The sequence below is a fragment of the Chitinophaga sp. GbtcB8 genome (genome assembly GCF_019091455.1).
Taxonomy (GTDB): Bacteria; Bacteroidota; Bacteroidia; order Chitinophagales; family Chitinophagaceae; genus Chitinophaga.
The window spans coordinates 131,728-147,591 of record NZ_JAGXJN010000007.1 but is presented as its reverse complement, the minus strand read 5'-3'; the positions used below and the strand labels follow the sequence as shown (position 1 = coordinate 147,591).

Below are 15,864 nucleotides of genomic sequence, written 5' to 3'. Positions count from 1 at the left end.
TTAATTAACGCCCTGGTCAAAGCAGCGTATTTCAAAAATAGCAGCCGGTGTGCCGGCAGATGGATGTTCCGTTTGGATGATAAGGCGGGAAGTAACCACCGCGTTGGGAAGCTCAATCTCGTTCCTGGTCTGGTAATTCTCCTTTTTTTCATACACCTTGTTCCCATTCTCATCAAAGATGGTATAATTACGCACGCAGAACGGCATCACATTTTCCGGGTGCGACATCAGCACGGATTCCATCGGGTGGTCAAGATCAGTATCAAAGGATAAAATAAGCTTTTTAATGCGCTTTGGCGCGGTCCACTGCAGCGTAAGGGTAGGGGCAGCATCGTTCAGATCAGCTACCCATGCATTGGGCTGCGTGGTAGGCCTTGCAAAGCCGTTGCTGATATTAGCGGCTGCAAATGCCTTTAAAGGCGTGTCAAACTGCAGGGCAATGTTTTGTCCTGCCGGCCTGCGCTGGGGGCACCAGAACTCAAAGCTGTCTATGCCAATGCCTTCAGGGGCCTCCTGTTTGCCATAGTTGGATACAGCCGGGTTAGTAGTGCTGAAAACAGACAGGATACCCGTGATCCTTTTATCTGAGCGGCTGATCTTTACCAGTGGGTTCTTATGCAGCACAATAAATACATATTGCATTTGCTCAATAGCAGCATCGGATGCCAGCTGCACGCAATTTTTGCCGGGTTCAATGGCAAACTCAAAGGTGGCAATAGTAGTATCCGGCGTATAGCTGCCGGTACGTGAGCTGGTTCTTATTTCAGCACGCAGCGTAGTGGGCGTTTCGCTGTACGCATGCAGCTGAATGGCGGGTAGCTTTCCTGCATTTAGGGGTACCATTTGCGCCACTGCAATATCAAGCGGCTGTGGTACGCTGTCTTCTTCCAGCCCGGAAAGCAGCAGCTCACTGCTGGCAGTAATAGCTGCCTGCTGTACAAGATCATCGTTATCTTTTGCCGCTACACCGGGAATATGTTGCCCGCTGCGCAGCAGCAATTGCTGCAGCGTAGCTATATTGCCGTTATTATTAAGCGCTGCGGGGTTACAGCCCAATGTTTTACAAAGTACCGCAGCCATGGCCGATGCCTGCGAAACATAGGCGCTGGTAGCCATTACGCGGCATGATCCAAATGCCACATGCGATGCGCTGATAATACGCCCTGCCAGTAAAAGATTATTGACGTTCCTGGAATACAGGCTGCGGAAAGGTATTTGATAAATGCCCTTGCTGTGCCACTGGGTGCAGCCCGGCCCGGAGGCATAAATACCATCTGAAGGGTGCAGGTCAAGGCTCCAGCCGCCAAAGGCTACGGCATCATCATGCAGGCGTTGTTCAACAACATCCTGCTGCTTTAACATATAGTCGCCTTCAAACCGGCGGCTTTCCCTTTTGCCGGGTATCATGCCTACCCATTCAAGGGTCAGGGTTTCTGCTTCAGGAAAATTACCGGAGTTCTTAATATAGTTCCATACGCCATATACTATTTTCCACAGCTCCCATTTTATTTTCTCTGTATCATGTACGGTATCCATACGGCCGCCGTATTCTATCCACCAAAGCTTACAGCCGTATTCCTGGGAGTTAAAGCTGCGGAACTTCGGTATCTGTGTAATATCCGTGAGCGCAAAGGAGGGAGGCGTAAAACGTACAGGCCTGCCCGTATCTTTTGAGTAAAAGTAAAGGGAATGGCCCAGCAGCTCGCCATAGGTTTCTGTGGGCGCAAACAGCTCGTTGAATTCTTCCATGCTTTCTGCGCCCATCCTGAATGCTGCACCAGAAAGAAAGCCTACCACACCATCGCCGGAGGCGTCACAGAACAGCGGCGCCTTTAATTCGTATTCGGTCTGGTTCTGGCTGCAGTATGCTTTTAAAGATGCAATGGTGGTGCTGTCCTGCTTCTCTGCATGGTAAACAGTGGTGTTCAGCAATAAGGTGATATTAGGCTCGCCTACTACCTTGTCAAGCAATATCGTATCCAGTATCACCGGGTTGCCTTCCGGGTTCCGGTACATGTTCTCTACCAGTATCTCATCTACAAGGCCGCCTTCTCTTGCCCAGCGGTTGTTATTGCCCATGTGGGAAGTAGCGCCCAGTATCCATAAACGTATCTCGCTGCTTGCATTGCCTCCCAGCACGCTCCGGTCCTGCACCAGCACTACTTTCAGGCCATGCCTGGCAGCAGTGACCGCACAGCAGATGCCTGAGAGCCCGCCGCCTGTTACAACCAGGTCAGCCTCCAGTTTTACCAGCGGGAACGAACGTTTTTCTATGCTTTCTGATCTTATCATGGCTATTTAAGGGTTTTTTGGATGATGGTAAAACCGCCTGGTTTTATCAGCGCAATATCCGCTGCGCCCCCGGCCAGGGCAATATCCAGCAGCACGCTTTCACCGGGGTGTAATGTTTTTACAGGCATATAGGCGCCGTTGTATTTTAACTGGTAACCCTTCAGGGTATACGACGGAAAATCTTTTCTTGCAGTAATGCGGATGCTTGCATGGCCCGCAGTTTTATTCACCAGCTCAATGGTGGCAGGTGCAAATTCCTCCTGCCATGCGATGTACATGCCCCTTGGGCTCCGGTCAGGTTCTACCAGGCCCCAGGGCCGGTAGCCGTTTGCATTGGTGCCGGGGAAGCGGCTGAAATAATCATTGAAGGTCCACACAGAAGCGCCTACCACGAAATCGCATTGCCTGAAATCCTGCATAGCTTTTTTAAGATAGGCTATCCGCTCTTCTTCAGACTTAACTGCATCTGTTCTGATGCCAAATTCACTTACATAAACAGGTTTTGAAGGATACAGCTCATGAATATGCTGCAGGGTCTTTAGGTGATTCCCGTAAATATTGGCGCTTACAAAGTCAACGTACCGGGAAGCTTCATCTTCCGGTTTTTTGATGCTGTTATGCGATAGGATCATGCTGGCAAAGGTGATCAGGCGTGAGTTGTCCAGCGATCTTACATAGCTGCTCATATCACGTACCCAGGCTTTGCCTTCTTCTGTTTGCGACTGAAATTCGTTGCCCACACTGTAAGCGATCACGCAGGGGTGGTTCCAGTCGCGCTCCATCATTTCCCGCATCTGTGAGCGGAATTTATCACGCATCCCGCTATCACTCATTTGTTTGCCGGTCATTTGCCAGTTGCCCGCTTCCTCAATGATCAGCAGGCCGTGTTTATCCGCCCAGTCAAGCAGGCCTTCCGCTACCGGGTAATGGTTAATGCGGGAAAGCTCCATGCCACCGCTTTTGATCAGCGTAAGGTCTTTTTCCAATACTTCCTCCGGGTCCATGGAACCATAACCGGGATAGTCCAGCGGCCGGTTGCAGCCGCCCATTTTTATGGGTTCCCCGTTCAGCAAAAGCCGGGTGCCGCTTACTTCAACTTTCCGGATGCCAAAGGTGGTTTCAATAGTATCCCTGCCGCAGGTAATGGCTGCGCTATACAATGCAGGCGCATCCGGGTGCCATAAGCTTACTTCAGATGCAGGCATGGTAGCGGTCAGCTCCACAGGCACAACACCGCCCGGTTCTACCTTCACGGGTTGGGGCTTAAAACGGATGCTGCTCTTTACGCCATTGCGGTAAATACCTGTGTTAACAGTGGATGTAATAGCTGTTGTGCCACTGTTCCGGATAAATGCTTTTATGCTGATACTTGCATCTCCCTTTTTCAGATCAGGCATGGCAATGATCTTACTGTTGCTGATATATGCTGCGGGCCGGGTAATAAGATGTACCTGCCGGGTAATACCTCCATAATTGATCCATGGGTATACCTGGCGCTGATTGGCGCCTGAATAAGGAACCTTGGTTTTAGCGCCGGGTATGGTAGTGGTATCCCAGGAATTATCCACTTCCAGCGCCAACGTATTTTTGCTTTTAAGCAAGGCGGTAACGTCAAATTCAAACGGCGTGTAGCCGCCTTCGTGGGTGCCTACTAATACGCCGTTCAGCCAAATTTTTGATTTATAGAAAACAGCATCAAATTTCAGGAACACATGATCATCGCCGGGCGTAGCAGCCTCAAATTGTTTGAAGTACCATGCTGTGCCGGTATAAAAAAAGTACCGGGCATCTGTGGAAAAACAATGCGGCACTTTTACTTTATCAAAATTGCCGCTTGCAAATGATGTGTCGTTCCAGTGTTCTTGTTCTCCTACCTTTACCGGGTCTGTGGCAAACGTCCATTCACTGTTTAAGCTGTTATCAGTGTGGCGCTGTCCAAAGACTAAGAGTGGAATGTTGAATAACAAACAGAATAATGTTCTCTTCATGTTTACTTTTTTTCTTTAAGTACAACCTGTTTTGCAACGGCTGATCCAATATCGTTCAATGCAGTTTGGTTATAGTGTATCTCATCTTTCATCCATCCCTTTTCCTTAAAGCTGCCTGTTTCCCGGTACACAATGAAAACATGTTTCATTTTCCCGGCAACATTTTCCTGTGCTTTGCGGATGGCATCAAAACCCTGGGTGGCATGGTTCAGGTAATAGCCGGTTTGTATAATATAAAAATTCACCTCGCTGCCCAGCGCTGCCCTGAATTGATCGATCAGCAATGTTAGCTGCTGTTCATATTCTTCTGCAGTGAGCTGTTGCGCATTCACTGCATTGGCATCCCGTTCTCCCTGGCTCCATAAAATGCCGGCAACCCGTAAGCCCGTTTTGCGGGCAGCAGCCCTGGCCTTTATCACAGCGCTGTCAAACAAAGGCAGCCTGCCCCTGTTATCCCAGGTGCCGTAGTTGCTTAATTCCGCTTTATAGTGGCAGGAGCTGCCGCCTCTTGCTGCTGCTGCAATCACTACCTGGCTCCCCGTAAGGTCATGGTACGCTTTTGCAAAAGCCGGCCATGCGCTGCCGCTGTTTGCCTTTTGAAACTGCAGCTCAGAATAGCCAACAGGGTCTTTTAAAGGAACCAGCGTATCCCCTGAATATCTGTATTCAAGGGCGGTTCCCACAATACAATGTACAGCGGCAGTACTGTCGCCCATGCCAACGGCATTACTTTGGCCGGCTGCCAGGAACAGCGTTTTATGTTGCGCCATTGTATTTTGTAAAGTAAGCAGGCAAGTAAGCAATAACATCCACCTCATTTCCATTCAGGGTTTTGTTCCAGCTTCGTGTTAGCATTGATCTCATCCAGCGGAATAGGGAAGTAGCGGTTCTTTGGCTGTGGCGCACGGGTAGGAAATACATCATTCACCGCTTTCGGAATTACCTGTAAAAAGGTATTGGTCCTGGTAAGGTCATACCAGCGGCCGCCTTCTGCAAAAAATTCCCAGCTGCGTTCCTGTAATACGGAATCAACAAATGGGCCTTTTGCAAGTCCGGCGGTTAAGCCGGAAAGGCCTGCCCTGTTCCTTACTGTATTAATATAGTCATATGCTTCAGCTGAAGGGCCGTTTTGCTGTGCAGAAGCTTCTGCGGCAATCAGGTAAACATCTGCCAGGCGAAGGATGGGGATGTTAATGGCTCCGCTTCCGCCAACAGAATTAGGGTCCATATATTTTTTTACCAGCACGCCCTGCTTCGTAATAGGCGTAATATCTTTCTGGGCCACTATCTGCCCCAGCTTGTTGATGTAAAATGTGTCCAGCAGCATCCGCCTGCGGTCTGCCGGGTTAAATGAATTAAAGAACGACTGGTAGGCAAATGCAGAGCCAAAAGAGGTGGCTGCATATTTCGGCCCGTCGCTGTTCTTAGGGCCATATAAGCTAATGATCTGTGTAGAAAAGCCCGGCGAAGTGCTTTCACATTCAAAAGCCCACATGTTTTCCTGCCTTGCTGCATCTTCTTTAGCCACATTAAACACATCCAGCACATCCGGCATCAGGCTGTATTTGCCGGAGCTTAGCACCTGTTTTGCTTTGTCCAGCGCCGTTGCCCAGTCCTGTGCATACAATGCTGTTTTTGCATACAGCGCCATGGCTACTTCTTTTGAAGGCCGGCCTTTCTGGATATTAGCCGAATAAGAAGGCAGTTTGCCAATGGCCTGGTCCAGGTCCTGGAAGATCTGTTTAAAAACATCCGGCTGCAGGGTTTTGCCAATGATGGCGGTATCAATGCTGGTGCTGGGAGTAGTTTTAACCACTATATCCCGGAAGTTCTTGGTAAGGATCCAAAAATAAAAGGCCCGCATATAATACGCTTCTCCAAGAATAACACTTCTTCTGACAGTATCCATATTGGTTGCCGGTACGCGCAGCAAAACCCAGTTTGCTTTTTCAATACCCTGATAGCAGGCTTGCCATATTTGCTGCGGTGATTCATTCTGCCTGCTAAAACTTTTTTGCGTAGTGTAGTTAGGGTCATAGCTGAATAAGGTGTAGGTATCCCTGCCAACTACGGGGCGGGGATAGATCTGGTCTGCGCTGAAGTCAGATGCAAAGGTGCCGGCGGTAAAGTATACATTAACCATAGGCCCGTAAACAGCTGTTAGCGCCGCTTCTGCATCTGATGCAGTTTTATAGAAATTGTCCGTGAAAATGGAAGAGTAGGGGCTTTCTGTGAGCTTGTTGCAGGATGTATGCACAAGCAGCAGCAGTAGTAAACCACCCAGCAGGTATTGTATGTTCTTCTTTGTTTGCATATACATCATTTTTTAGAGTCCAACCTGTAAGCCAACGAGGAAAGACCTTGCCATGGGATATACGAGGTTATCAACCCCGATCAGTGTGTTTGAGCCGCCAAAGGAATTTACTTCCGGATCGTAGCCGCTGTATTTGGTGATGGTGAAAAGATTGTTGCTGCTGATATAAAGCCTTGCATTGGTGATATATTTTATAGAAGGCAGCTTATAACCAAGGGTAATATTCTTCATCCTGATATAGGAGCCATCTTCTACAAAACGATCTGATACCGGGATCCTGCCTCCCTGGAACCCGCTGGCATACTCATTATTAGGGTTCGTTGCCGACCAGCGGTTAACCACGCCGGAAACCACATTCCTGCCTCCTAAACCATTTTCAAAAGTGTAGCGGCTCAGGTTAAAGATCTTATTGCCCTGCACACCGGAAAGAAAGAAGGAAAGATCAAAACGGCCATAGCTGAAGTTGGAGGAGAACCCAAAAATATAAGAGGGGTTTGCATTGCCGCTGATCGTTTGATCATCCCCGGTGATCTGGTTGTCCTTATTCAGGTCTGCCACCTTTACACCGCCTGTTCTGCTGCCGCTGCCTGCCAGCACGGTTTCGCCGGTTTGGTAAATACCGTTAAATACATAAGTTTTGAAAATGCCCAGCGGCTGCCCAACCCTAAGCACACTGTAGGGGTTCAGTACATATTCATTGGTGCCGCCCTCCAGGCTTAAAAGCTGGTTGCGGTTCACGGAAATATTTGCGTTCACGTTCCATTTGAATTTACCGGTAAGCAGCCTGGCATCTGCAGCCACCTCTATGCCTTTGTTCCGGATGCTGGCAAAGTTGCCCGTTACAGAAGCATAACCGGAAGAAAGCGGCAGGTTCTTCACAAACAGCAGGTCCTTTGTTTTCTTATTATAATAATCCACCACAATGTTCAGGCGGTCCTGCAGCAGCCCTATATCAAGGCCAACGTTGGCCTGGGTCGATTTCTCCCAGCGCAGGTCTGCATTGGGAATACCCGTAGGGCTGATGCCCACTGTATAAATATGGTTGAACTGGTAATTACTGCCGGAACCTTCCAGCGCCAGTGACTGGTACGGCGCAATAGCGCCTGCATTCCCGGTTTGGCCGTAGCTGGCCCTTAATTTCAGATCGCTGAACACTTTGCTGTTTTGAAGAAAAGGTTCTTCAATAATGCGCCAGGCGCCGGCTATAGCCGGGAAGAAACCCCATTTGTGATTTTCTCCGAACTTGGAAGCGCCGTCATAACGGGCAGTAATATCCAGGAAATATTTATTGGCATAACCATAGTTAATACGGCCCATGTAGGAGTTAAGCGCGTCTTTGTTGCGATTGCTGCTCACGGTCCTGTTCACCGCCAGCTGCACGGCTTCATTGGTAGTAGCATCATTCGGAAAACCGTTTGCATTGATGGTATTATCATTATACAAATTGCTTTGAATGGCATACACCCCTGTGAACTTAATGGTATGGTCGCCAAAAGCATGATCGTAGGTAAGAATGCTTTCATGCAGCCAGGAAGTAGTGTTCACATTCCCTTTGGATGCAGAGCCGGAGTTGGCGTTCACTTCCGCCTTGCCAAGAATGTAAATGGGCGAATAATAATCATTCAGCGTGTTGCTTACATCCGCATTAAAAGAAGCGCGGTAGCTTAAGCCGGTAATGATCTTTGCTTCAGCATATACATTGGCCAGCGTACGTCTGATGGTGTTGCGGTTAGTAATATCGGCCAGCCCAACCGGGTTGGAAATTTCCCGGTAACGGCCGTTAAACTGGTCCGCAAAAGGATAAACACTGCCATCATCCTTATAAGGCACCAGGGTAGGAGGTGCGCCCAGCGTGGCGCCCACAATGCTTTGAGTTACCAGCGGGCCGTCAATGGAGCTAACGCCCGTAGGTATATTGTTATTGATGGTGTAGCTGCTAACAATACTGGTGCCCACTTTAAAGCGGCTGCTGATGTTGTGATCCAGTGTGGCCCTTAAAGAATAGCGCTTGAAATCCGAAGAAATAATAATACCTTCCTGATTGAAGAAGTTGCCGGATAAGGAGAACTGGGTTTTATCAGAACCACCGCTTACAGAGGCCTGGTAGTTTTGTATACTGGCCTGGCGGTACACAATATCCTGCCAGTTGGTTCCCTGTCCAAGGGATGCCGGATCAGGATAGATCTGCGAATTATAGATATCATTTTCCAGCTTTCCAAAGTCCGCAGCGTTCATCATGGATAGTTCTTTGGTAATGTTTTGTATGCCCCGGTACATGTCCAGCTGTACCCGTGTAGCGCCGCTCTTTCCGCGTTTGGTGCTGATCAGTACAACACCGTTGGCGCCTCTTGCACCATAAATGGCAGTAGAAGATGCATCCTTTAATATTTCCACGGATTCAATATCATTTGGATTGATGGTGGATAAAGGGCTTACATCACTCACACCGCCGCTGTTGGAGATCTGGATCCCGTCAATAATGTAAAGCGGTTCAGAAGAGCCGTTGATGGAGTTGGTACCGCGGATCCGTACGCTGATGTTACCTCCCGGGGCAGCATTATTTTGCGTAATTTGTACGCCCGGCACCCTGGCAGCAAGGCCCTGGGCCACGTTCGTAACAGGCGTTTGCGTAATATCCGCCGATTTAACGGATGCTATGGAGCCGGTAGATGCCGCTTTGCGTTGCGTACCATAACCAACAACCACTACATCGTTCAGCTTACTGATATCAGGCTTTAGGGACACGGTGAGGGACGATTGGCCACGGACTTCCACCGCGCTGCTTTCATAACCCTGGAAGGTAATGGTGATGGTAGCATTGGAGGCTACATCCTTCAATGTAAACACGCCGGTGCTGCTGGTAACAGTTCCTTTTGATGTACCTTTTACCGCAACAGTGGCGCCCGGCAAGGCCAGCCCGTTCTCATCCAGCACCTTCCCGGTAACAGATGGTAAAAGGGATTGTGCATTTGCCGGCAGCGCAAAGAAGGAAAAAAGCATAAGCAGCAGGATACTGACACAGCCCGGTAATTGAAACAAGGGACTTGTTTTTTTCATAACGAAAGCATCTTTAGCTTTTAAAAAAGTTAGTCATAAAGTGGTTCCGCAATGTTATAGAAGAATGTTAAACAATGGAAAAATTCACGGCCTTTTGGAAAACAGAATCTACCGGGAACGTAACCGCAAACGATACCGATAGCAGCAGGAGGAAAAAATCTTATTGCCGCACGTTAACAAAACGTGCTTTATTTTAGCATTAGCAATCAAAATCTTTTTGTTTTAGATGATAAAATGTATCCGGTGCAGTCATGTGCACGCGATCACAAAATCAGGTATTGTAAGGGGGAAACAACGCTATTATTGTAAGGATTGTAACATTCATTTCACCCGGCCGGGGGAGGCAGCAGTGGAGGTGCGGCAGCAAAAAAAGCATATGGCCACCATTGTGGATATTGCAAAAGCGCTGAACATCTCCAAGTCTACCGTATCCAGGGCATTACATGAACATAGTGATATTAACCCGCAGACAAGAGCCGCGGTGCTGGAAATGGCCCGGCAGCTGGACTATCAGCCTAACCTGCTGGCCAAAAGCCTGGTAAAAAGTAAAAGCAACACCATTGGCATTATTGTACCGGAGTTCCTGACCTATTTTTTTCCTACCATTATTATGGGCGCGCAGCAGGTAGCAGAGCAGGCTGGCTATAATGTGATCATCTGCCAGTCGCAGGAATCCTTTAAAACAGAAGTGGCCAATGCCAGTGTATTACTGGCCAACCGGGTGGATGGTGTTCTGATCTCCATGACCAGGGAAACTAAAAAGTTTGAGCACTTTAAGGCATTTGAACGGCATGGCATTCCCGTGGTGTTCTTTAACCGCATCTGCGATGAAATGGATACCTCAAAGGTGCTGGTAAATGATTATGAAGGCGCGCTTAAGGCGGTGGAGCATTTGATTGAGAACGGCTACCGCAATATTGCGCATATCGGCGGCCCGCCGGCATTACGCATCACGCATAACCGCTTAAAGGGCTACCGGGATGCATTGGAAAAACACGGCCTGCCTTTTAAAAAAGAGCTGGTGGTGCATTGCAACCTCTCAAAAAAAGACGCCGTTCATTGCGCTGAAAAGCTGCTGAACCTAAAGCACCGGCCCGATGCTGTTTTTTGTGTGAACGATCCCGTAGCCATTCAGCTGATGCTGGCTGCCAAAAAAATGAAAATAAAGATCCCTTCAGAAATGGGCATTGTGGGTTTCAGCAATGATCCTATTTCGGAAGTAATTGAGCCTGCCCTTACAACCGTACAGCAGCCGGTGGCAGATATAGGCCGTTCAGCCATGCATATACTGCTGGATGCCATCACAGAAGGCGGTGCTTATTCGCCGGTGCTGCAGTCGCTGGAAACAACCCTTATTATCAGGGGATCCTCATCGAGGAAATAGTACAGGATTATTTGGCAGGCATCCGCTTCAGGAACACAAACCCGTTCTTCCGGTATAACTCTTTCAGGCTGGGATTATCTTTGGTGTATTCCTCCACCCGGTCTACCTTACTGATGAAATAAACGGGTTTATCAATATCGCCTCTTTGCAGCCACCATTCATTATATGAGTTGGGATTAGTGGGTTTTACTTTCTGTGCATAAAAGAAGGGCGCATAACTCCAATACCCCAACGTAGTTACATAACAATCTTCGCCCCGCCGTTGTATTAAAAAGTCAATGGCCGCGCCCTGGGAGTAACGTTCTACCTTAGGCACAATAAGCGCTGCTGCAAAAAATATCACCAGCGCAGTGCCGCCAAAAAAGGTCCAAGCAGCGCGGCTGAAAGCGCGCTTTTTCAGCCACCACAGCCCCAGTATTACGGTTACCAGCATAAGCACGCCGGCAGTACCTTCCCAGCCGTTCCAGTGCACATCTGCTTCCATATTGCCCTGCGCAAACCGGTCGTGCACATAGGGGATCAGCTTTTTAATGTTCAGCGCAATCACCGTTACGGAGATCAGCACTATAGAAATTAAAATGCCCAGTATGGCGGCTATTACCCCGGCATACTTTTTATACGCAGCCTCTTTATTTTCCCATTTATAAAAAGTATAGGCAGCCAGGAAAGTTACCGGGAACCAAGCCATGGAAGAGTAGTGGATAATGCGCGATTGCACAATGGTAAAGAGCACGGTCACTACCCAGAACAGCATTACCATCCACATCTTAAAGTCCTTATCATACCGGCTGCTGTAACGCATCCGGAAAAATGCCGGGATGGCAAATACCGAAGCCGGAAAACAGCCGATCAGTATCACGATGTAGTGATAACCGAAAAAGCCTTTCTGCCCCGCATCGTGCGTGGAAAACAGGCGGTACTGGTATTTCAGGAACTCTGTAATAAACCAGGGCCCGTTCTTCATAGTCTCATACCCGTACCAGGAGCAGGTGATGAGCGCAGCCACCACCAGGAACAGCAGCGCATGCCACCAGTTAAAGTATTGCTTAAACCGGTTGTAAATAAAGTACACTCCCAGTACCAGTAAAAAGATCATCAGCGCTACCTGTCCTTTGGTTAAAACAGCCAGGCCCATGAAAATGCCTGCCCATGCAGCATAGGTTACCGGGTCTTTGGCCAGGCGTACATGATCAAAGCCATTTCTTTTCCAATGGTATAAAATGAAATAGTATAGGGAAAGAAAAATAAACAGGTTAAACCAGGGATCTATTAACCCGGATTTAAAGTACATATTCGGGAACAGGGAGCCCGCATAGGCCAGCGCCCAGTAGGTACCAAATTTGCGGTCGTACACCTGCTGCCCGCACAGGAACAATACCACCAGCGTAACTATACCGCAAATGGCATTGGGCAGGCGCGCTGCAAATTCTGTGTAGCCAAAACATTTCATAGCCACCGTTTGCATCCAGAAGAACATGGGCGGCTTTTCCCAGAAAGGTTTAAAATTCACGTAAATGCGGGAGTAATCATCCAGTTTGATCATTTCCCGGGAGCATTCCGCAAAATTGATCTCATCCCAGTCAAATAAATGTACACGGCCCAGGAAAGGAATGAACAGGAAGGCTGCAATAATGCATATTAATATGATGATCACTGTTTTTGGCAGGCGCATATTTCCGTGTAGCTCTTTGCGGCAAAGATAAATGCATCCGTGTTTTTTAGCAAATCGTCCGGAAAATGATAAAGATAAGATCATGTGCCGCGCACGCCTGCCGGGTAACGGAGAGGTATATACGCTAGGGGTCCATAGTCCATAGTCCATGGTCCATTGCATGGAGCGCGGTGACGGGGAGTGCAAGGAAAAGCTGGATAGTCGATTGCATAGAAAGGGATCCATTTCACCTCTTTTCCAGGTTTTCCCTGCCTGAAGTCCATATCAAGTCCACATCAAGTCCACATTATGCCCACAATGTATTGGTGAACAATACTATTACGCTTAGTGTAATACTTGTATAAAACTGCCTTCCTATATACAATCATCTGTATTGCAAGTTTATAATGTTATATGATGTCTGCAATACCAGGCAGCTAAAAGCTAACAGCTAAAAAAAACTTTCTCCATCCACCCCCCCGCTTAACGGGAGTGATTGTATTTAGAATGAACCTGAAAGCCCTTTATTCATTAAACCATTAACAGTAACACAACTACGGTAACCCTATAGCCGTTCCGTCGAGTTGCCTTGGCGCCAACCAAAATGATGAGCTAACAACATGAAGACCATATTTATTATTGTGCTAACGCTGGCGGTATGCCCCGGCATGGGAAAGTTATATGCACAAACATACACGCCCGTAGCTATTACGGGGTTTAATAATGATGTTGTTGCAGATACAGGCACCAGCGCTGTTGCTGTTACCACTACGCCGCTGGACCTGAGCTTTAATGTGCTTTACAGCGCGGCCTTTGGCGTAAAGAACGTTTTTCCCGGCGGCCTGCCTAATACCGGCACTATTGTAAGCGGCGTGCGTACTTACCAGCTGGCGCCTTATGATACCAGTAATGGTTTGTTCCTGTCGCTTAACGGAGCAGTGGCCAACAGCGCTGCTGCCGGTACGCTTACATTGGTAACACCTGCGGCCTTTAGTAAAATAAGCCTGCTGCTGTTTTCAACAGAAGGCTCCAGCACGCTGCGCGTTACACTGAATTTTGCAGACGGCACTACCGCAGTAGCCGGCACCGCCACGGTGCTGGACTGGTTTGATGGTGGTAATGCTGTGTACTCCGGTTTTGGCCGTACTACACGCATTGCAGCGCCGCCGTATGTTGCAGATGGCATTGCCACCAATAACCCACGCTTTTATAAGTACGATGTTCCGCTGGCCTGCGCCAACCAGGTAAAACAGCTGCAATCCATAACCATTAACTTTTTAGGCGGCGGTACCACATTCCCTTCAAGGGCCGTAATACTGGCACTTTCGGGCATGTCCATCACACCGCTCAGCATAACACCCACCATTACACCGGCTATTTGCGGTACTGCTAACGGTGGTATTGAGCTGGCCGTAACAGGCGGCGCACAGCCTTTATCCTACAGCTGGAACACGGTGCCGGCGCAGTCGCAGGCCAGTATCACCAACCAGCCGGGCGGCCCTTATACCTGCACCATCCTGGATGCCAATGGCTGCACCACTCTTTTCCAGGATACCATTCCGCAGCAATCTGCTTCCACACTTAGTGTTACGGCCAGCGCAGATACGGTTTGCAACGGTACGGCAGTAACGTTAAATGCCAGCGCCAGCGGCGGCACAGTAAGCAATTACCAGTGGCAGCCCAATAATGCTGCAGGACAAAGTATAACCGTAACACCGGCAGCTACTACCATGTACGTGGTAACCGCACAGGATGCATTTGGCTGCAGCCTGACGGACTCTGTGGAGGTAGCCATAAAACCCATGCCTGCCGCCGCTTTTACCGTAACGCCGGCTACCGTATGTTTGGGTACTTCGCAAACTATTCAGTTCACCGGCACAGCAGCAGCTACGGCTGCCTATAACTGGAACAATTTTTCCGGCGCCAGCATACAGAGTGGGAGCGGGGCAGGGCCTTATACTATTGCTTTTAATACAGCCGGTAATTATACGCTGCAGCTGCGGGTAACAGATAATGGCTGCACATCGGCCCCCGCCACACAGCCGGTTACTGTAACCGCTGCGCCGGTAGTGAGCTTTGATGTGAGTGATCTTACACCCTGCGCAGGTGATGTTGCCACCATTACATTTACCGGCAGTGCAGGTGCAGGCGCGGTACCTGCCTGGGGCTGGGGTGGGGGCGCAGTGCAAAGCGGCAGCGGGTTTGGGCCATACAAGGTTAAGTACAGCTCCAGCGGCAGTATATCCCTTACCGTTACTAACGGCGCCTGTACGGTAAATGCCAGCCCGCGGCAGATAACGGTAGTACCGCTGCCTGTAGCGGCTTTTAGCCAGGATGTTATTACCGGCTGCCCGGACCTGCCGGTTACCTTTACCGAACAATCGCAAAATGCAGATACCTGGTTATGGCGCTTTGGGGATGGCGGTGTATCATCAGCAGCCAGCCCGGTACATAATTTTACTACACCCGGTACTTATACCGTCACCTTAATTGCCGGCGCGCAGCAGCAGTGTTTTGATACGCTGGTGCAAACCGCGCTCATTAACGTAGTACCGTCGCCGGTAGCTAAGTTCACCACGCTGCCCGGTGTAAATGTGCCGCTGGAATTTAGTGAAGCGCTTTTCAGCTTCACCAATCAATCCACAGATGCTACCTCCTACGCCTGGGACTTTGGCGACGGCACTACTGCTGCCACAGCCACAGCCAGCCACCAGTACGCCCTTCCGGGCGAGTACCGGGTAACGCTGCTGGTAAGCAACAGCATTGGCTGTATGGACAGTACCAGCCAGGCCTGGCTGAAAGTTATCCCGGATGCCGTATTACGTATACCCAATGCCTTTAGTCCTAACCGCGACGGTGTAAATGACTTTTGGGAAATACCCGGCCTGGCCGGTATTCCCGGTTGCCATGTGGAGATCTTCAACCGCTGGGGGCAACGCATTTTCGAGAGCACCGGGTACCGGCAACCCTGGGATGGCACCTGGCATGGGCAGCAAATGCCCGTGGCCACGTATTACTATGTGATCAAAGCAAAGCCGAAAGACAAGCCCTATGCGGGGTGGGTAGTTTTACTCCGCTGATTCACGTCATATCACATCAACCAGAATAAAAATGAAACCGAGCACGGTAAACATTTCTCACACGGGACATGTACAGGCGAGGTTCCATCTGACCCTTG

General features: G+C 49.2%; 8 protein-coding genes. 2 read left to right on the top strand and 6 right to left on the bottom strand.

The window, feature by feature from the left end; all coding sequences use genetic code 11:
* Genes KVT36_RS09660 through KVT36_RS09640 form a run of 5 tightly spaced genes read right to left on the bottom strand, consistent with a single transcriptional unit; the run spans position 1 to position 9,651 of the window.
* Entirely contained in the window at positions 1-2,292 is a 2,292-nt protein-coding gene (locus tag KVT36_RS09660; protein WP_217603292.1) for an FAD-dependent oxidoreductase, read from the bottom strand.
* Positions 2,293-2,294: 2 nt separating this feature from the next.
* Complete coding sequence (locus KVT36_RS09655) at positions 2,295-4,280, bottom strand: glycoside hydrolase family 2 protein (protein ID WP_217603291.1); 1,986 nt, start codon at positions 4,278-4,280, stop codon at positions 2,295-2,297.
* A gap of 2 nt (positions 4,281-4,282) precedes the next feature.
* A complete protein-coding gene (locus KVT36_RS09650) occupies positions 4,283-5,050 on the bottom strand; it encodes a sialate O-acetylesterase (protein ID WP_217603290.1) in 768 nt (255 codons plus the stop codon).
* Between the two features lie 44 nt (positions 5,051-5,094).
* Entirely contained in the window at positions 5,095-6,594 is a 1,500-nt protein-coding gene (locus tag KVT36_RS09645) for a RagB/SusD family nutrient uptake outer membrane protein (RefSeq protein ID WP_254639924.1), read from the bottom strand.
* Positions 6,595-6,606: 12 nt separating this feature from the next.
* The gene (locus KVT36_RS09640) at positions 6,607-9,651 is read right to left on the bottom strand and encodes a TonB-dependent receptor (RefSeq protein ID WP_217603288.1); all 3,045 of its coding nucleotides are present in this window, start codon (positions 9,649-9,651) and stop codon (positions 6,607-6,609) included.
* Positions 9,652-9,904: 253 nt separating this feature from the next.
* Here KVT36_RS09640 and KVT36_RS09635 point away from each other — a divergent pair, with 253 nt between their 5' ends.
* Positions 9,905-11,035, top strand: a complete 1,131-nt coding sequence (locus tag KVT36_RS09635) for a LacI family DNA-binding transcriptional regulator (RefSeq protein ID WP_368670014.1) — start codon at positions 9,905-9,907, stop codon at positions 11,033-11,035.
* Between the two features lie 7 nt (positions 11,036-11,042).
* Here KVT36_RS09635 and KVT36_RS09630 read toward each other — a convergent pair whose 3' ends face one another.
* Entirely contained in the window at positions 11,043-12,707 is a 1,665-nt protein-coding gene (locus KVT36_RS09630) for a glycosyltransferase family 39 protein (protein ID WP_217603286.1), read from the bottom strand.
* A gap of 599 nt (positions 12,708-13,306) precedes the next feature.
* Here KVT36_RS09630 and KVT36_RS09625 point away from each other — a divergent pair.
* A complete protein-coding gene (locus KVT36_RS09625) occupies positions 13,307-15,766 on the top strand; it encodes a PKD domain-containing protein (RefSeq protein WP_217603285.1) in 2,460 nt (819 codons plus the stop codon).
* Positions 15,767-15,864: the final 98 nt, after the last annotated feature.